The sequence below is a fragment of the Streptomyces antioxidans genome, from assembly GCF_000968685.2.
In the GTDB taxonomy this organism is placed as follows: Bacteria; Actinomycetota; Actinomycetes; order Streptomycetales; family Streptomycetaceae; genus Streptomyces; species Streptomyces antioxidans.
The window spans coordinates 19,016-36,013 of the sequence record NZ_LAKD02000119.1; the positions used below are offsets into that span (position 1 = coordinate 19,016).

The following is a 16,998-nucleotide window of genomic DNA, read 5'->3' on the forward strand; positions in this document are numbered from 1 at the left end:
ATTTTGCGTCCGGTGACAAATTCGCAAGCCGCTGAACGCCGTCCGTACGGGAGCCGTATGGACCGGCGTCGGCGCAATCACCGCCGGACCGATCGAGATTGCAGAGGAATGGCCATGGAGAAGCGGCGTCACATCGCGTTCGCCGGGGTGTCGGTAGCGATGGTTCTGCTGACGGCGGCGTGCGGCAGCAGCAAGGACAACAGCGCGGGCAGCGCCAATGTGCAGCCGGCCGGTGGCAGCCAGACCGTGGGCGCGGGGGCCTCCGCGTCGGCGGGCGCGGAGGCCGGTGGGTACGAGGCGGGCGGTGACTCCGGTGCCGGTGCGGGCGGCGAGGCAGAGCGCACCGGTCCGGCGAAGCAGCTGGCGGTCAAGGAGGACGCCAAGCTGGGCAAGTTCGTCACCGACAGCAAGGGCTGGACGCTCTACCGCTTCGACGAGGACACCCCCAAGCCGGCCAAGTCCAACTGCAACGACGACTGCGCCACCAAGTGGCCCGCGGTGCCCGCGGACGACGCCGCGGCCACCACCGGTATTGAAGCCAGCAAGCTGGGCTCGGTCACCCGTACCGACGGCACCAAGCAGCTGACGCTGGCGGGCTGGCCGGTCTACCGCTTCGCGGGCGACAACAAGCCGGGCGACACCAAGGGCCAGGGCGTGGGCGGCACCTGGAACGCGCTGGCGCCCGACGGAAAGCCGGCCGGGAAGACCGCCGCCGCGGACGACAGCCTCCAGCTGATGGTCAACAACAACGCCAAGCTGGGCAAGATCGTCGTGGACGGCAAGGGCATGACCGTCTACCGGTTCAACAAGGACAGCGCCTGGCCGATGAAGACCGGCTGCCTCGGCGCCTGCCTGGACACCTGGAAGCCCGTCAAGGCCGTGGACACCACCAAGGTCGCCGGGCTCGACGCGTCGAAGGTCACCTCCTTCAAGCGCCCCGACGGCACCAAGCAGGCGGCGTTCGACTGCTGGCTGCTGTACACCTTCACCGGGGACGAGAAGCCCGGTGACATCAACGGCCAGGGCGTGAAGGGCACCTGGTTCGCGGTCACCGACAAGGGCAAGAAGGCGGGCCAGTAAGGGCGACAACCACTACCTTTGGTCCACCGCGGCGGGTGGCCCGAGGCGTAACGAGCCCGGGCCGCCCCGCCGGATCTTCTACGGGAGGTTGTTGTGTCACTCGCTCTCCGTGCCACCGCGGTCGGCGCGGCCCTGCTGTTTCTGGCCGGCTGCGGTGGAGGCGAACGGACACATGGCGCCGGCCACGAGCAGAAGAAGGTGTCCCCCGCCACCAAGGAGTTCGCCAAGCCAGGGAAGCCCGCGCCGCTGACGGGGATCGCCGACGCCATCGGGTGCAAGGCCACGATCGTCACCGAGGCGGCGGAGCTGCGCCAGGGCTCCTGCGGGTCCGGTCAGAAGCGGTTCACGATGGTCACCTTCGCCACCGACAAGGGCCAGCACGACTGGCTGACCACGTCGAAGGACTACGGGGGCATGTACCTGGTCGGCAAGCGCTGGTCGGTCACCGGCCTGTCCATGGGCTCGCTGGAGCCCCTGCGCGAGAAGATCGGCGGCTCCCTCGAGAAGGGGATGTCCCACGGCGGGTCCCATGGCGGATCCCATGCCGGGTCTCACAGCGGGTCCAAGACGGGGGACGGCATGGAGGGCATGGAGGGCATGGACGGCTCGGGGAGCCATGCGGGCCACGACGCGAAGAAGTGACCCGCGGCGCCCGACGTCCGGACGGTGTGCGCGACGCGCGCCGTCCAGGCGCTGAGCGTGGCTCAGCCTCTCAGGCCGCCCGGGAGTCCGCCCACTTCACCAGGTCCGGGTCGGCGAGGGTGGAGACCCACACATCGACCGGCGGAGGCTCGTCCACCGGCTTGCGCGGGCCCACGCCGAGCACCCTCAGCCCGGCGCGCGAGGCGGACAGAAACCCGCAGTGGGAGTCCTCCACCGCGAGGGCGTCCGCGGGGGCCGCCCCGCACAGCCGGGCGGCCTCCAGATAGACGTCCGGGTACGGTTTGGGCCGTACGTCCCCCTCGGGGACCAGCACATGGCCGAAGTACCGCAGCAGCCCGGCCTTGGCGAGCCCGTCCTCGACGACGTCCCGCGGGCAGTTGCTGGCCACGGCCAGCGGTGCGAAGGCCGCCGCCTTCGCGACCAGTTGGGGCGCCCCGGGCATGGTGACCGGGTCGTCGGCCACCAGTCGACGGAAGGCGTCCAGGAGTTGTTCTGTCATCTCGTCGGCGAGTTCGGGGCGACCGGCGAATTCGGCCAGCATTCGGCCGCATTCGGTGTAGTGGAGCCCCTTCGTGCGCCGTGCGAACTCCTCGTCGGGGGCGGTTCCGTGGCTTCTGAGGACCACTTCACGCGCCTCCTCCCAGTGTCGTTCGGAATCCATCAGGGTGCCGTCACAGTCGAAGACGATGGCGGCTGGGGTCCATCCGAGAAACTTTTCGGCTGTCATCTGTCTGCCGTTCCATGGGAGGTGGAGGAATCGGCGCAGGGGATGCCTGTACCTGCGGGAGCCGTGCGGTGGAAAGCGTCCTGGCGGCTCGTGAGGGCGCTGTGCGCCGACCGCTGTTGTCGTACAGGCCGTGGGCTTCGCCTGCCCGAAACATAACGATCACTACGTTAGTTTGATGACCCGCAGTAAGCAAGAGGCTACTGAGCGTCGGCGTTTTGTTCGTCGTTCAGCCTGTTCGTCGTCATGTTGTTCGTCGCACGGCGTGTTCGTCGTACGCGCGTCTCCGTCGCTCGGCACGTCCGCCGTCAGAGGTACTGGAGCACGCCGACCGCCGTACAGATTCCGGCCTGGCGCAGCCGGAAGACACATGTCCTGCCGTGGACGGTGCACTCGGCCACGGCCGGCGGATAGGACTCGGTGAAGCGGATCGCCTTCATCCGGCAGGCGACGGGCCGGGTCAGCGCCCCGCCGGTGGCCAGCGCCGCCGCCTGCCGGGCACCCTCAAGCAACACCAGGCCCGGCATGTGGTCGCTCCAGTGGTCGAAGAAGAACGGGTGGCGGGGGTCGGCGGGGTCGAGGTAGACCACTCCCCCGTCCCGCACCACCAGCACGTCGCGAGCCGCCGGAACGGCCAGTTGCGCAGGTGAGGGCCGTACGGCGGCACGCAATCTGCGGCGCGCGGTGTGTCCGTGGACGGCGGCCCGGGTCTCCGCGTAGGTGGTGCCGTCGAGGAAGCGCGCGGTGCCCCCGGCCCAGGCGAAGAGCTTGCCGCCGGCCGACAGCACGACATCCAGCCGCATCCCGGTGACGAAGGTTCCGCAGGCGCTGATGCGGATGTCGGTGACGGCGGCCCGGCAGGTGATGTCGGAGGCCCCGTACGGCGCCCGGGGCTCGGTCTCGGGGTCGAGCCGGTAGGAGATGTCCCGGATCAGGAAGTGCGCCCCCGCGGGCACCGCGTAGTACCGCGTGGGGATGTAGATCCCCAGCTCGCGCAGGGTTTCCGCGATCATCAGCGGATGGTGGCGGCCGTCTCCGCCGTGCGGGAAGGTGGGATGGGACCTCGGCCACTGGGCCGCGGCCTCGAACCGGTTGTCACCGTGCGTACGCACATCGGTGAGCAGCACCTCGGCCACCGAGACCCGGTGCACCGCCTCCCGCGCCACCGTGCGGGACCAGCTGAGCGGCCGCCCGGCGGGACCGGACGGCTCCGAAAGGCCATGAGCCTCACGAACGATCACCTTAAAATACTAATAATGTTTGACCTGTCTCGCCTCATCACCATCTCCGGCCGAAAGTCCGCTAAGTTCTCCACGTCACATCCGACCTGCTGGTGAAGGACGGCGAACACGTGCAAGAACGGGCCGCGCAAACGCGCCGATCCCTTCTGGAGGCCGCGGCGTTCCTTTTCGACGAACGGGGATACGCGGGAACGAGCATCAGCGACATCACCTCCCGGTCCGGCCACACCAGCGGCGCGATCTATTTCCACTACACGAGCAAGGAAAGACTCGCCCTGGCCGTGGTGGAGGAACACTTCGCCACCTGGCCTCCGCTGATCGAGCGCTTCGCGGCCCTCGACTCGCCGCCCCTGGAGCAACTCGTACGGCTCAGCTTCGCGGTGGCCCGCGCCTTCCGCGATGACATCGTGGTGCGCGCCGGAGCCCGGCTGTGGACCGAGCGCACCCTGATCGAGGCGCCCATGCCACCGCCCTTCGTGGGGTGGATCGACGCGGTGGGGCAGATGATGGAGAAGGCGCGCGCCGAGGGCGATCTGGCCACGCACGTCGAGCCGCTGCCCGCCGCCCGGACCGTCGTGTGCGCCTTCTTCGGGCTGCACACCGTGTCCGAGGCGCTTGACGGGCGGCGGCTGGTCGAGGACCGGCTGGCCGATCTGTGGAGCCTGCTGCTCCCCTCGCTCCAGGCCCGGCCCGGGGACACCTCGGGGCTGCTGGCGCTCGCCCGCGGTGACGCGGCACCGCCGTCGGAGTGAGGGGCGGGTTCAGGACGACCACCGGCTGATTCCCCGGTGGCGCCGCCGGTACATCGTCGTGTGGCTGACGGGCCGTCAACAGGTCGCTGCCCGGCGGGTTGTGGATCGTGGCGACCGAGGCGCACCGCCCCGCCCGGCCCGGCGGTGTGGGATGGCGGTCACCGTGGCATGCCTGCGCGCTTTGCGCAATGCTGGCCCGCACACTTCGCGCAACGTATGCCATCATCGGGGCCACGGAGACGGTGTCCACGGCGTTGGGCCGCTCCGGCTGTCATGGTCATTCGAGGGGGTACCGGTGGACATGACGCCCTACCGGAGGCTGCTGGCCATCGCGGATGACCTGTCGGGCGCCGCGGAGGTGGCGGCTGCGGTGTACTCGCGCACAACACGCAGTCGGGTGCTGCTCTTCGGGGGGCCGGGAGCTGTCGGCATGGCAACGGCCCTTCGTCCCCGCCATATCGGCGAGGCGACCGTCCTGGACCTGGACACCCGGTACCGCCCGGCCACGGAGGCGGCGGAGGCGGTCCGCGCCGCACTGCGGATGTCCTGGCCGGACGGGGACGGCCGGGATGCCTCGGACGCGCTGGACACCCCGGACACCCCGGACGCCATGGACGCGCCGGACACCATCGTCCTGAAGAAGATCGACTCGCTGCTGCGGGGCAATGTCGCCGCCGAGATCGCCGTCCTCGCGGAGGACGCCACGGGCGTGGTACTCGCCCCCGCACTGCCGATCGCCGGGCGGGTGGTGCGCTCGGGGGTGGTCCATATCGGTGGAGTGCCGCTCCACGAGGGCGACGCATGGCGCGCCGAGGCCGTCCCCCCGCCCGCGTCGGTGGCCCAGGCACTCGGCGGCCTGCCCACCGCCCTGATTACGCTGCCGACCGTACGAGCCTCCCGCCCGACCCTGCTCACCGCCCTGCGCGCGGCCACGGCGGCGGGACGGGTGGCCATCTGCGACGCGGAGACGGACGCGGATCTCGACGCGATCGTCGGGGCGTCGCTGGCCGACGGCCCCGGGACGCGACTGGTCGGCTCGGGCGGCCTGGCCCTGGCAGTGGGCCGCCACCTGGCGACGGCCTACCCGGCCACCCGAACGCGTGCCACCCCGCCCGCCACCGGCCCGGCCACGCCAAGTACCACAGGTCCGCCCACACCGGGGGCTACAGCCCCCGCCACACCAGGGACCACAGGCCCGGCCGCCCCTAGTGCCACAGGCTCGGCTGCCCCCGCCGCCGGGGGACCGGCCGTCTCACAGGCCCTGGGGCGGGGCACCGCCGACACCGCCAGGGCTCCGGCCCTCGCCGCCCCGGCGGCAGCCGCGCCCCCGGCGGACAGTGGAACCGTCCCCGACGCGGCCGCGTCCCGCACCGGGCGGCCCGTGCTGGTTGTCGTGGGTACGGCCGAGCCCGGGGCCGTTGAGCAGGTCCGGCGGTTGGTCGAGGACGGGGCGCGTCATCAACGGCTGCCGCTCGCGGGGCTGTTGGCGGACGGGCCCCCGGTGCGGCTGCCCGCGCTGACCGCCGCCGTCACCGTCGTCACCCTCGGCGCCTCGCCCGGGTTCCCCGGCCGGACGACACCTTCGTACGAGGCGGTGGCGCTCCCCTCCGCCCGCGAAGCCGAGCCCCTGTCCGGGCGGCGGCTGGTGCTCGGGCTCGCCCGGGCCGTCGGCGCGGCCGTCGCCACGCATCGCGGGGCCGTCGACCTCGTGCTGACCGGCGGGGAGACGGCGCGCCGGGTGCTGGACGCGCTGGCGGTGACCGAGCTCGACCCGGTCGGCCAGGTGCACCACGGCGCCGTCCATCTCCGCACCCCCGACGGGCGCTCCATCGTGACCCGGCCGGGCAGCTTCGGTGATGCCGACTCCCTGCGCCGTATCGTCCGGGCGCTGCGCCCCCACCCGACCGAACGGAGGGTCACCTCATGAACTCCCCCGCCCCCACCGGGGCCGCCGGTGCGGACACCGGCCCCGCCCCGCTTCCGCTGATCGCGGTCACCATGGGCGATGGCGCCGGGATCGGACCCGAGGTGGTCGTCCCCGCGCTGCTCGACCCGGACACCCTGCGGCGCTGCCGCCCCGTGGCCATCGGGGACGCGGAGCGGCTGCGGCAGGCGGCCCGGCTGCGCGGCATCGCGTGCGAGGTCGTCACCGTGGCCGCGCCCGGCGACGCGGTGTTCACCCCGGGCCGGATCAACGTCATCGACCTCCGGCTGCTCCCCGCCGATCTGCCCTGGGGCGAGCTCTCCCCGGTGGCCGGGGACGCGGCGTACCAGTACATACGGACCGCCGCCGAACTCGCCATGAGCGGGAGGGTGCAGGGCATCTGCACCGCGCCGCTCAACAAGCAGGCGCTGCACGCGGGCGGTCATGTCTTCCCCGGCCACACCGAGCTGCTGGCCCATCTCACCGGGGTCGGGGAGGTGTCGATGATGCTGGCCACCCCCGCGGTGAAGGTCATCCACGTCACCACCCACATCGGGCTCATCGACGCGGTGCGGAGGATCGAGCCCGGCCTGGTCGAGCGCACCGTGCGGCGCGGCCACGAGGCGATGGTCCGCGCGGGCACCCCCGCACCGGTGATCGGGGTGTGCGGGATCAATCCCCACGCCGGTGAGAACGGTCTGTTCGGCTACGGCGAGGAGGAGGAGAAGATCGTGCCCGCGCTGGAGGCGCTGCGCGCGGACGGCATCGACGCCCGCGGCCCGCTCCCCGCCGACACCGCCTTCTTCCTGGCCGGGCGCGGGGACTACGACCTGATCGTGGCGATGTACCACGACCAGGGGCACGGCCCGGTCAAGGTGCTGGGCCTGGAGGCCGGGGTCAATCTGACCGTGGGCCTGCCGGTCATCCGCACCTCCGTCGACCACGGCACCGCCTTCGACATCGCGGGGACCGGCACGGCCGACGCCCGTAGCATGATCGAGGCACTGCGGCAGGCCGCCGCGATGTCACCGCCCCCCGCCCGCTGACGCGGAGGGCCACGGCGGCGAGGATCGCCCGCCGCCCCTCCCCACCGGGGTACGGCCGAGCCGCGCACATCATGCGCGGTCCGCACACCCGTCGTACGTACGATGTGGAATGAGCGAGGGTCTGGATCCCCGGGCTCTGGACCAGGATCCGGACCAGGAAGACGCCGCATGGCGGCGGCGACCGCCGAGACCATGCGTATACCCCGGGGGACCGGGGCACCCGCCCCGGAAGTGACGTGGCCACCAGCCCAAGAGCTTTGGAGGACACCGTGGCACGGCAGACCGACCCGACGCCCATCCACCCGACGCTGCGAGATCCCGGGCCGCCGTCTCCGACCCCGTCGCCCGGTCCGGGCGGTCCCGAACCGGGTCCCGCACCGGGCCCCGTGCCCGGACCGCCCCCGGGCCCGCCGCCCGACCCGATCCCCACCCCTCCGCCCGAGCCGCCGCCGAGCCCCACGCCCGGCCCCGCACCGGACCCGTCCCCCGACCCGGTGCCCAAGCCGCCGGGACCGGATCCGGTCCCGGACCCCTCACCGGCGCCAGGACCCCTGACCCGGTGAGCTCCCTCGGCCCGGTGACCGCCGTGACCAGGTGAGTCACCGGGCCGGTGAGTGCCCGGGTGGCGTAACAGCGGTGAGTGCCGCGGCGGCCGGGATGAGATCGTCGGACGCAACCGGACCGGCAAAGGAGAAGCAGATGGCCACCACCGCTCCGGCCCGCCCCGTCCTCGAACCCGCCGCCGCGGCCTTCGCCGAGGCCACCGCCAAACCGCCGTATCCGTACCAGGTGCCGCCCGCCGAGGGTCGCCGCACCCTCGACGAGGTGCAGTCGGGCGAGGTGCCCAAACGCGAGGTGGACGAGGAGTGGATCAGCGTCGGTGGCATCCCGGCGGGCGGTGTCCGAGCGCGGATCGTGCGGCCTCCGAAGGCCGTCGGCACCCTTCCCGTGATTCTCTACATCCACGGCGCGGGCTGGGTGTTCGGCAACGCCCACACCCATGACCGGCTGGTCCGGGAGCTGGCGGTGCGGGTGGGCGCCGCGGTCATCTTCCCCGAGTACGACCTCTCCCCCGAGGCCCACTACCCGGTGGCGCTGGAGCAGAGTTACGCGGTGGGCCAGTGGATCGTGGCGCACGGCGAGGGCGCGGGGCTCGACGCCTCCCGGATCGCGGTGGCCGGGGACTCCGTCGGCGGCAACATGGCCATCGCCCTCACCCTGCTCGCCAAGGAGCGCGGCGATCTGCCGCTGGTGCGGCAGGTGCTCTTCTACCCGGTGACCAACGCCGCCTTCGACACCGGCTCCTACGAGCAGTTCGCCGAGGGCTTCTACCTCACCCGTGAGGCGATGAAGTGGTTCTGGGACCAGTACACCACCGACCCGGCACAGCGCTCCGAGATCACCGCCTCCCCGCTGCGCGCCACCCCCGACCAGCTCGCCGGGCTGCCGCCCGCCCTCGTCATCACCGGCGAGGCGGATGTGCTGCGCGACGAGGGCGAGGCGTACGCGGCCGGGCTGCGGGAGGCCGGGGTGCCGGTCACCGCCCTGCGGATGCAGGGGATCATCCATGACTTCGTGATGCTGGACGCGCTCCGCGACACCCGGGCCGCACGGGCGGCGCTGACCCTGGCCGTGGACACCCTGCGGGACTCACTGGGCACCGCCTGAAAACCCCGCCGGAAATGCGGGGCGAAGTCCCGCCCCGAGAGGCCCGCCTCAGGCGCCGCCCTTCGCCTGCTTCGCCTGCCGCTTGAGCTCCTGCTTATGGGCGCGGACCTTGTCCAGCGACTCGGGCCCGGTGATGTCGGCCACCGAGCGGTACGCGCCCTCCCCGCCGTACGCCCCGGCCGCCTCGCGCCAGCCCTCCGGCCGCACCCCCATCCGCTTGCCCAGCAGCGCGACGAAGATCTGCGCCTTCTGCTTGCCGAAGCCGGGCAGTTCGTGCAGGCGCCGGAGCAGCTCCTGGCCGGAGGGGACATCGCGCCACAGGGCGGCCGGGTCGCCCCCGTAGTGCTCGGCCAGATACCGGCACAGCTGCTGGATGCGCCCCGCCATCGAGCCCGGGTAGCGATGCACGGCGGGCTTCTCCGACAGCAGCGCGGCGAACCCCTCGGGGTCCTGCGCGGCGATCTCCTGGGCGTCCAGGTCGTCCCTGCCCAGGCGCCGCGCGATGGTGTACGGACCGGAGAACGCCCATTCCATGGGCACCTGCTGGTCGAGCAGCATCCCGATCATCAGGGCCAGGGGGTCGCGCCCGAGCAGGGCGTCCGCCTCGGGCTGCTGGGCGAGACGAAGACGTGCGTTCATCCTGTGGGGATACCCCGCCGCAAGCGCAACCAAGCACCGTAAACCTGCATACCACCCAAAGGCGCCTATACCATCACCAATTTGGTCGAATTGCGAGGCATGAGGGCGCATGCGAATCTGGTGGCGACCGCCGTGACATCGGACCACGGAGGCGAGTGACCATGTCAGCAACCGCGACTCGCCAACGACGCCATGACGACACTCCCGACACCGGCGGTGCCTTCCTGCGTCTGTCCCGGCTCCCATCCGGGCCCGAACGCGACGCGCTGCGCGAGGCGATCATCTGCGCCTGGCTGCCCGTCGCCAAACGCCTTGCGCTGCGCTTCCGCAACAAGGGCGAGAACATGGAGGACCTTACCCAGGTCGCCTCGCTGGCCCTGGTGAAAGCCGTCGACCGCTACGACCCCGACCTCGGCCATGCCTTCCCCTCCTATGCGATCCCCGTCATCACGGGCGAGCTCAAGCGCCACTTCCGCGACTATCTGTGGACCCTGCACATCCCCCGCAACATCCAGGAGGTCCGCTCCCGCACCCGCTCCGCGCGCGACGCGCTGGAGCAGGAGCTCGGCGGGCGCACCCCGACCGTCCACGAGATCTGCCTGCGCACCGGTATGCCCCAGGAGGATGTGAAGGCCGGTCTGGAGGCCAGCGCCTCCTGCACCCCGCTCTCCCTCAACGCCGCGGTCCAGGGCGCCGAGGAGCGGCTGCTCGCCGAGACGGTGGGCGCGGACGACGCCGCGATCGAACGCGTCGTCAACCGCGAGGCGCTGCGGGTGCTCATCGCCGAGCTGTCGGAGCAGGACCGCTACGTCCTCTATCTGAGGTTCTTCGCGGGGCTTTCGCAGAGCCAGATCGGTGAGATCCTGGGCTTCTCCCAAATGCACATATCCCGCAGGCTCTCCCGGCTCTACAGCGAGCTGCGGCAAGGGCTCATGGCCTACGCCTAGCGACCGCGACCGGCGACAGCGACAGCCAGCCGCCCGGCGGCAGCACCAGCCCGCGCAACCCCCGGCAGGAGGTGGCCGATGCGCTCCGAGACCGCCCGTATCGCCGCGGACGACGCCATGCTCGTGGGCGATCTGGCCCTTCCCGAGCAGCCCATCGGCGTCGTCGCGTTCGCCCACGGCAGCGGCAGTTCCCGGCACAGCCCGCGCAACCGCGCGGTGGCCGGGGTGCTGCAGGACGCGGATCTGGCCACCCTGCTGTTCGATCTGCTCACCGAGGCCGAGGAGCGGATGGACGCGATCACCGCCGAACTGCGCTTCGACATACCCCTGTTGGGCCGTCGGCTGGTGGCCGCGGTGAACTGGCTCGACGGGCATCCGGCCACCTCCGGGCTGCCGGTGGGCCTTTTCGGCGCCAGTACGGGCGCGGCGGCGGCGCTGACGGCCGCCGCGGAGCGGCCGGAGCGGGTGGCGGCCGTGGTCTCCCGCGGCGGGCGGCCCGATCTCGCGGGCGGCGCGCTGAACCGGGTACGGGCGCCGGTGCTGCTCATCGTGGGCGGCGACGACCACGAGGTGCTGCGCCTCAACCAGCAGGCGGCCGCCATGCTCGCCGCCCCGCAGGAGATCCAAGTGGTGCCCGGGGCGAGCCACCTCTTCGAGGAGCCCGGCGCCCTGGAGCAGGCCGCGCAGGCGGCGCGCGACTGGTTCGTACGGATGGCCAAGCGCCCGGCCCGCGGCGGCAGGCGCTGACGCACGACGGCCAGCGGGGACGCCTGCGGGCGGCTGTTTCCCCACCCCGCCCCTGCCCACAACCGGGGCTCCGCCCCGGACCCCGGGAGCCCCTGCCCGCTCGGCGGTTACGTGTCCGCCGCCGAGCCCAGTACCTGGCGCAGATCGTAGGAGACCGGCTCCTCCAACTGGTCGTAGGTGCACTGTGCCGGCTCGCGGTCCGGCCGCCAGCGGCGGAAGCGTGCGGTGTGCCGGAAGCGGCCGCTCTGCATGTGGTCGTAGGCCACCTCGCACACCCGCTCCGGGCGCAGCGGCACCCACGACAGGTCCTTGACCCCGGTCCAGCGGCTGGGCGCGCCCGGCATCCGGCCCCGGGCGTGGGCCTCCTCGCGCGCCCAGTCGGCCCACGGGTGGCCCTCGACGGTCGCCATGCGCAGCGGTTCCAGCTCGGCCAGCAGCTCCTGGCGGCGGCGCGCGGAGAAGGCGGCGCTGACGCCCACGTGCTGGAGGCGGCCGGTGTCGTCGTACAGGCCGAGCAGCAGGGAGCCGATGCCCTGGCCGGACTTGTGGACGCGGTATCCGGCCACCACACAGTCGGCGGTGCGCTCGTGCTTGACCTTGACCATCACCCGCTCGCCGGGGCGGTAGCGGAGGTCGGGGCTCTTGGCCACCACTCCGTCGAGCCCCGCCCCCTCGTAACTCTCGAACCACCGCCGGGCCACCTCGAGATCGTCCGTGCAGGGGGCGAGGTGCACCGGGTCCCGGGCGTGGCGCAGCGCCTCGGTGAGCGCCGCGCGGCGTTCGCCCTGCGGGGCCTCCAGCAGCGAGACGTCGCCGAGGGCGAGGAGGTCGAAGGCGACGAAACTGGCCGGGGTGTGCTCCGCCAGCATCCGCACCCGGGAGTCGGCGGGGTGGATCCGCTCCAGGAGGGCGTCGAAGTCCAGCCGCCCGCCGCGCACGATGACGATCTCGCCGTCCAGGACGCAGCGCGGCGGGAGGTTGGCGAGCAGCGCCCCGGCCAGTTCGGGGAAGTAGCGGGTGAGCGGCTTGGTGGTGCGGCTGCCGATCTCGATCTCGTCCCCGTCGCGGAAGACGATGGCCCGGAAGCCGTCCCATTTGCCCTCGTAGACCATCCCCGGCGGGATCGTGGAAACGGCCTTGGCGAGCATCGGTTCGACGGGAGGCATCACCGGAAGGTCCATGACGTCCGATTGTGCTCCCGTGCGGGCCCGCGCGCCCGCCGGGAGGCGGCCCCGGGCGGGCGGGCCTAGCGTGTCCGGTATGGGAGAGTCGGTGGAGCTCACGGTCGGCGGTCGCACGGTGCGGGTGACCAACCCCGGGAAGGTGTACTTCCCGGAGCGCGGGTTCACCAAGCTGGACCTCGCCCGCTACTACCTGGCGGTAGGTGAGGGCGCGCTGCGGGCGCTGCGGGACCGGCCGACGACGCTGGAGCGCTATCCGGACGGGGTGGACGGGGAGTCGTTCTTCCAGAAGCGGGCCCCGAAGAACCTCCCGGAGTGGATTCCGACCGGCCGGATCTCCTTCCCCAGCGGGCGGCACGCGGACGAGATCTGCCCGACCGAGACGGCCGCCGTGGTGTGGGCGGCGAACCTGGGCAGCCTGACCTTCCATCCGTGGCCGGTGCGGCGCGTGGACACCGAACACCCCGATGAGCTGCGGATCGACCTCGATCCGCAGCCGGGCACCGGCTACGAGGACGCGGTGCGGGCCGCGGCAGAGCTGCGCGAGGTGCTGGACGGGCTGGGGCTGCGCGGATGGCCCAAGACCTCGGGCGGCCGGGGGCTGCACGTCTTCGTCCCGATCGCACCGGAATGGACCTTCACCCAGGTGCGGCGGTCCGCGATCGCGATCGCGCGGGAGCTGGAGCGGCGCGCTCCGGATCGGGTCACCACCAAGTGGTGGAAGGAGGAGCGCGGCGAGAAGATCTTCGTGGACTACAACCAGACCGCCCGCGACCGCACCATCGCCAGCGCCTATTCGGTGCGCCCCCACCCCCATGCCCCGGTCTCCGCGCCGCTGCGCTGGGAAGAGGTCCCGGACGCCAGGCCGCGCGACTTCGACCTGGCCACCATGCCGGTGCGCTACCGCGAGCTGGGCGATGTGCACGCGGACATGGATGAGTACACCTTCCGTCTGGAGGCCGCGCTGGAGCTGGCCGCGCGGGACGAGCGGGAGCACGGTCTGGGCGACCTCCCGTATCCGCCGGAGCATCCGAAGGTGAAGGGCGAGCCGAAGCGGGTGCAGCCGAGCCGAGCCAAGAAGTGATGGCCGGATCGAACCCGTCTGCGAGAATCGCGCCATGTCCGTCTTCACCCACCCCGGCCGCCATCGGGTGGCGGTGCTGGTCCGCCACGGTCTGCTGCCGTTCGAGCTGGGCATCGCGCACCGGCTGTTCGGCCGGGCCGTATCGGCCGCGGGCGAGCCGCTGTACGAGGTGGTGACCTGTGCGCTGATCCCCGGTGAGGTGCGTACGGACTCCGACGTCACGATGAACGTGGCACACGGCCCGGAGGCACTGGCCGAGGCCGACACCGCGCTCGTCCCGGCCGCCAACGAACCGGACGCGCCACAGACCGAGGGCAGGCTGGACGCCCCGCTCACCGGCGCCTTCGCCCGGATCCGCCCCGGGGCCCGGATCGCCTCGATCTGCACGGGGGCGTTCGTCCTTGCGGCGGCGGGGCTGCTGGACGGCCGCCGGGCGACCACCCACTGGCAGGAGGCGGACCGGTTCCGGGAGCTGTTCCCTGCCGTCGCACTCGACCCGGACGTCCTCTACGCGGACGAGGGCGAGGTGCTGACCTCGGCCGGGGACGCCGCCGGTATCGATCTGATCCTCCATATGATCCGGCGGGACCACGGCGCGGCGGTGGCGGGCGAGGTGGCCCGCGGCTCGGTGGTGGCCCCGCACCGCGACGGCGGCCAGGCGCAGTTCATCCGGCGGCCGGTGCCGGAGCGGCGCGGCGGCTCCACGGGGGCGGCCCGCGCCTGGGCGCTGACCCGGCTGGACCGGCCGCTGTCCCTGCGGGAGCTGGCCGCGCGGGAGTCGATGAGCGTACGGACCTTCTCCCGGCGATTCCGGGACGAGGTGGGCATGACCCCGGTGCAGTGGCTGACCCAGCGGCGCCTGGAGCGTGCCCGGCAGCTGCTGGAGGAGAGCGATCTGCCGGTGGACCGGATCGCGGCGGACGCGGGCTTCGGCACCGCCGCCTCGCTGCGGCAGCATCTGCACACCGCCCTCGGGGTGTCACCGAGCGCCTACCGCGCCACGTTCCGGGGCAGCGCCGCGCGCCCCTAGGGGGTCCGGCGGGGCTTTCCCCCGCCCCTTCCCGCGGAGCGCCTGGCGGCGGGCCGTCCACGGCTCGTCAGCCGCTTTCCACGGCAATCACGGACTTCTCCGGCAGGCGAGGGCGGCGCAGCCGCGCCAGCAGCAGGGCCACATCGTCGTCCGGCGCCCCGTGCAGCGCGGCCAGCACCTGGTCGCAGATCCGCTCCAGCGGGCCCTGGTGGCGGCGCAGCAGCTGGACCAGGGTGTGCAGCCCGACGTCCAGGGACTGGTGGCGCTTCTCCACCAGGCCGTCGGTGAACAGGGCCAGCAGCGCCCCCTCGGCCAGCTCCCGCTCCACCGAGGCGAAGGGGACACCGCCGACGCCGAGCGGGGCGCCGGTGGGGATGTCGATGAGCTCGGCGCCGCCGCCGGGTTGCACCAGCACCGGCGGCAGATGGCCGGCGGTGGACATCTCGCACCTCCCGGTGCGCGGATCGCATACCGCGTAGAGACAGGTGGCGATGGACTCCCCCAGGCTGGGGGTGATCTCGTCGAGGTGGCTCAGCACCTGGGCCGGGGGCAGTCCGAGCCGGGAGAAGGCCCGGGTGGCGGTGCGCAGCTGGCCCATGATCGCCGCGGCGTGGATGCCCTTGCCCATGACATCGCCGACCACCAGCCCGACCTTGCCGTCCGGGAGGGGCAGCACATCGAACCAGTCGCCGCCCGCGGCGCTGACCGCGGGCAGGTACCGGGAGGCGATCTCCAGGCCGTCCAGGTCGCGCGGCTGCTGGGAGAGCAGGCTGCGCTGGAGGGTGAGCGCGGCGTCGCGTTCGCGGGCGTAGAGCCGGGCGTTGTCGATGCACAGGGCGGCGCGGATGGCCAGTTCGCAGGCGAGGGTGAGGTCCTCCTCGTCGAACGGCCTGGGGTTGATGGTGCGGTGCAGGCTGAGGGTGCCGAGCACACTGCCGCGGGCGATCAGCGGGGCGGCGATGTAGGAGTGCACGCCCTCGCGCAGCAGCACACTGGCGGCGTCGTCGTCCCGGGCGATCCGCCGTACGTCCTTCTCGGTCACATGCGGCACCAGCAGCGGCCGGGCCTCGCGGACGCACTGGGTGATCAGCCGGTTGGGCTCATAGCGGGCGATCTCCCCGACCGGGTCCGCGGCGTGGACGGCGGCGGTGGGGTACCCGGCGGCGACGGCGAGCGCACGGAAGCGGGCGGAGCCGTCGGCCCACACCCGGGGGGTGGCCTCGCGGTGCACCACGGAGTCCAGGACGTCGACGGCCGCGAGGTCGGCGAGCCGGGGCACGGTCACATCGGCGAGTTCCTGGGCGGTCTGGCGCAGGTCCAGCGTGGTGCCGATGCGGACGCTGGCGTCGGCGATCATGGCCAGCCGCTCGCGCGCCTCGGCGATCTCGCTGGTCTCGCGGTGGCGCCGGGAGATGTCCATGATGGAGACGGCGATGCCCAGGATCCGGCCGCTGGGGTCCTCCAGCCGGTAGTACGACTCCGACCAGGCGTGGTCATGGTCGGGGTCGGCGGGGGTACGGCCGACGCTCTGCTGGTCAAGCAGCGGTTCGCCGGACTCCAGCACATGCCGCATCGCGCCCTCTATGGCCTCGACGTCGAGCCCCGGCAGCACCTCCCCGAGGCGGCGGCCGCGCACCTGGGACTCGGTGATCGAGTTCATCTGCTGGAGGGCCGGGTTGGCGAGCAGCCAGCGCAGCTCGGTGTCGAACACCGCGAGCCCCACCGGTGACTGTCGGATCAGGAAGCCGGAGACGGCGAGGTCGGTCTCCAGGCGCCGTACGGTCTCCTCGTCGGCGGCCAGACCGAGGGCGTACCCCTCGCCGTGGGCGTCGCGCAGGCCCATGGTGCGGAACTCCACCTTGAGGGTGGAGCCGTCCGGGCGGCGGACCGGGAAGACACCGGCCCAGGTGTCGCCCGCCCGCACCCGGGCGAAGAGCTCCACGGCGGCCCGGCGGTCCCGCGGGTGGACCAGCAGCCTGTCCGCGCGGCGCCCCAGCGCCTCGGATGCCCGGTAACCGAACAGCTGCTCGGCTTCGGGGCTCCAGAGGGCGATCCGCCCGTCGACGTCCAGGGCCACGGCGGCGACCCGCAACAGGTCGAGCACCCCTCCCGGGCCGGTCGCCATGCTGCTGATAGCCGCCTCTTCCTCCTGGTCCACACGGTCATGCGTCGTCATACCGGCACCTCACCGGCTCGCCGTGCCCTCCTACTGTCATACCTCGCCCGGCGGGCCGCCGCACACGGATATGACATGGGCACGGTCAGACCCCGG

General features: G+C 72.6%; 15 protein-coding genes. 10 read left to right on the plus strand and 5 right to left on the minus strand.

The window, feature by feature from the left end; all coding sequences use genetic code 11:
* Positions 1-114 precede the first annotated feature (114 nt).
* Positions 115-1,080, plus strand: coding sequence for an SCO0930 family lipoprotein (locus VT50_RS32805; RefSeq protein WP_046088503.1), 966 nt, complete (start codon positions 115-117; stop codon positions 1,078-1,080).
* Between the two features lie 93 nt (positions 1,081-1,173).
* Positions 1,174-1,722 (plus strand): hypothetical protein, encoded by a 549-nt coding sequence (locus VT50_RS32810; RefSeq protein ID WP_046088504.1) that lies wholly within the window; start codon positions 1,174-1,176, stop codon positions 1,720-1,722.
* Between the two features lie 70 nt (positions 1,723-1,792).
* On the opposite strand, the gene VT50_RS32815 is transcribed toward VT50_RS32810, so the two are convergent.
* Entirely contained in the window at positions 1,793-2,470 is a 678-nt protein-coding gene (locus VT50_RS32815) for an HAD family hydrolase (RefSeq protein WP_046088505.1), read from the minus strand.
* A 305-nt stretch (positions 2,471-2,775) separates the two neighbouring features.
* Positions 2,776-3,708 (minus strand): ScbA/BarX family gamma-butyrolactone biosynthesis protein, encoded by a 933-nt coding sequence (locus VT50_RS32820; RefSeq protein WP_046088506.1) that lies wholly within the window; start codon positions 3,706-3,708, stop codon positions 2,776-2,778.
* 110 nt (positions 3,709-3,818) lie between these two features.
* On the opposite strand from VT50_RS32820, the gene VT50_RS32825 reads away from it, so the two are divergent.
* From VT50_RS32825 to VT50_RS32845, 4 genes are all read left to right on the plus strand, one after another.
* The gene (locus VT50_RS32825; protein ID WP_046088507.1) at positions 3,819-4,460 is read left to right on the plus strand and encodes a ScbR family autoregulator-binding transcription factor; all 642 of its coding nucleotides are present in this window, start codon (positions 3,819-3,821) and stop codon (positions 4,458-4,460) included.
* Between the two features lie 301 nt (positions 4,461-4,761).
* Positions 4,762-6,387: a four-carbon acid sugar kinase family protein gene (locus tag VT50_RS32830; RefSeq protein WP_046088508.1), complete on the plus strand. Its 1,626-nt coding sequence runs from the start codon at positions 4,762-4,764 to the stop codon at positions 6,385-6,387.
* Positions 6,384-7,430, plus strand: coding sequence for a 4-hydroxythreonine-4-phosphate dehydrogenase PdxA (pdxA, locus tag VT50_RS32835; RefSeq protein ID WP_046088509.1), 1,047 nt, complete (start codon positions 6,384-6,386; stop codon positions 7,428-7,430). Before VT50_RS32830 ends, pdxA begins: the two co-directional genes overlap by 4 nt.
* A gap of 699 nt (positions 7,431-8,129) precedes the next feature.
* Positions 8,130-9,098: an alpha/beta hydrolase gene (locus VT50_RS32845; protein ID WP_046088510.1), complete on the plus strand. Its 969-nt coding sequence runs from the start codon at positions 8,130-8,132 to the stop codon at positions 9,096-9,098.
* Positions 9,099-9,146: 48 nt separating this feature from the next.
* On the opposite strand, the gene VT50_RS32850 is transcribed toward VT50_RS32845, so the two are convergent.
* Positions 9,147-9,737: an HhH-GPD-type base excision DNA repair protein gene (locus VT50_RS32850; RefSeq protein WP_046088511.1), complete on the minus strand. Its 591-nt coding sequence runs from the start codon at positions 9,735-9,737 to the stop codon at positions 9,147-9,149.
* Positions 9,738-9,898: 161 nt separating this feature from the next.
* On the opposite strand from VT50_RS32850, the gene VT50_RS32855 reads away from it, so the two are divergent.
* A complete protein-coding gene (locus VT50_RS32855; RefSeq protein ID WP_046088546.1) occupies positions 9,899-10,684 on the plus strand; it encodes a SigB/SigF/SigG family RNA polymerase sigma factor in 786 nt (261 codons plus the stop codon).
* 78 nt (positions 10,685-10,762) lie between these two features.
* Complete coding sequence (locus tag VT50_RS32860) at positions 10,763-11,431, plus strand: dienelactone hydrolase family protein (RefSeq protein WP_046088512.1); 669 nt, start codon at positions 10,763-10,765, stop codon at positions 11,429-11,431.
* A 107-nt stretch (positions 11,432-11,538) separates the two neighbouring features.
* Here the strand turns inward: VT50_RS32860 and VT50_RS32865 are convergent, their stop codons facing one another.
* Positions 11,539-12,612 carry an ATP-dependent DNA ligase gene (locus tag VT50_RS32865; protein ID WP_046088513.1) on the minus strand — a complete coding sequence of 358 codons (1,074 nt, stop codon included), beginning with the start codon at positions 12,610-12,612 and terminating at the stop codon, positions 11,539-11,541.
* A gap of 79 nt (positions 12,613-12,691) precedes the next feature.
* Between VT50_RS32865 and ligD the strand changes: the two genes are divergently transcribed.
* Both ligD and VT50_RS32875 read left to right on the plus strand, forming a co-directional pair.
* Positions 12,692-13,696: a non-homologous end-joining DNA ligase gene (ligD, locus tag VT50_RS32870; RefSeq protein ID WP_046088514.1), complete on the plus strand. Its 1,005-nt coding sequence runs from the start codon at positions 12,692-12,694 to the stop codon at positions 13,694-13,696.
* 34 nt (positions 13,697-13,730) lie between these two features.
* Positions 13,731-14,726 carry a GlxA family transcriptional regulator gene (locus VT50_RS32875; RefSeq protein ID WP_046088515.1) on the plus strand — a complete coding sequence of 332 codons (996 nt, stop codon included), beginning with the start codon at positions 13,731-13,733 and terminating at the stop codon, positions 14,724-14,726.
* A 67-nt stretch (positions 14,727-14,793) separates the two neighbouring features.
* Here VT50_RS32875 and VT50_RS32880 read toward each other — a convergent pair whose 3' ends face one another.
* On the minus strand, positions 14,794-16,902 hold the full coding sequence (locus tag VT50_RS32880) for a SpoIIE family protein phosphatase (RefSeq protein WP_240529398.1): 2,109 nt from the start codon (positions 16,900-16,902) through the stop codon (positions 14,794-14,796).
* Between the last annotated feature and the right edge of the window lie 96 nt (positions 16,903-16,998).

What these genes read in the sequence shown, in the direction of transcription:
- VT50_RS32805 (WP_046088503.1), top strand. Translation starts at nt 115, where the DNA reads ATGGAGAAGCGGCGTCACATCGCGTTCGCCGGGGTGTCGGTAGCGATG.
- VT50_RS32815 (WP_046088505.1), bottom strand. Translation starts at nt 2,470, where the DNA reads ATGACAGCCGAAAAGTTTCTCGGATGGACCCCAGCCGCCATCGTCTTC.
- VT50_RS32830 (WP_046088508.1), top strand. Translation starts at nt 4,762, where the DNA reads ATGACGCCCTACCGGAGGCTGCTGGCCATCGCGGATGACCTGTCGGGC.
- pdxA (WP_046088509.1), top strand. Translation starts at nt 6,384, where the DNA reads ATGAACTCCCCCGCCCCCACCGGGGCCGCCGGTGCGGACACCGGCCCC.
- VT50_RS32845 (WP_046088510.1), top strand. Translation starts at nt 8,130, where the DNA reads ATGGCCACCACCGCTCCGGCCCGCCCCGTCCTCGAACCCGCCGCCGCG.
- VT50_RS32850 (WP_046088511.1), bottom strand. Translation starts at nt 9,737, where the DNA reads ATGAACGCACGTCTTCGTCTCGCCCAGCAGCCCGAGGCGGACGCCCTG.
- VT50_RS32855 (WP_046088546.1), top strand. Translation starts at nt 9,899, where the DNA reads ATGTCAGCAACCGCGACTCGCCAACGACGCCATGACGACACTCCCGAC.
- VT50_RS32860 (WP_046088512.1), top strand. Translation starts at nt 10,763, where the DNA reads ATGCGCTCCGAGACCGCCCGTATCGCCGCGGACGACGCCATGCTCGTG.
- VT50_RS32865 (WP_046088513.1), bottom strand. Translation starts at nt 12,612, where the DNA reads ATGGACCTTCCGGTGATGCCTCCCGTCGAACCGATGCTCGCCAAGGCC.
- ligD (WP_046088514.1), top strand. Translation starts at nt 12,692, where the DNA reads ATGGGAGAGTCGGTGGAGCTCACGGTCGGCGGTCGCACGGTGCGGGTG.
- VT50_RS32875 (WP_046088515.1), top strand. Translation starts at nt 13,731, where the DNA reads ATGTCCGTCTTCACCCACCCCGGCCGCCATCGGGTGGCGGTGCTGGTC.
- VT50_RS32880 (WP_240529398.1), bottom strand. Translation starts at nt 16,902, where the DNA reads ATGACGACGCATGACCGTGTGGACCAGGAGGAAGAGGCGGCTATCAGC.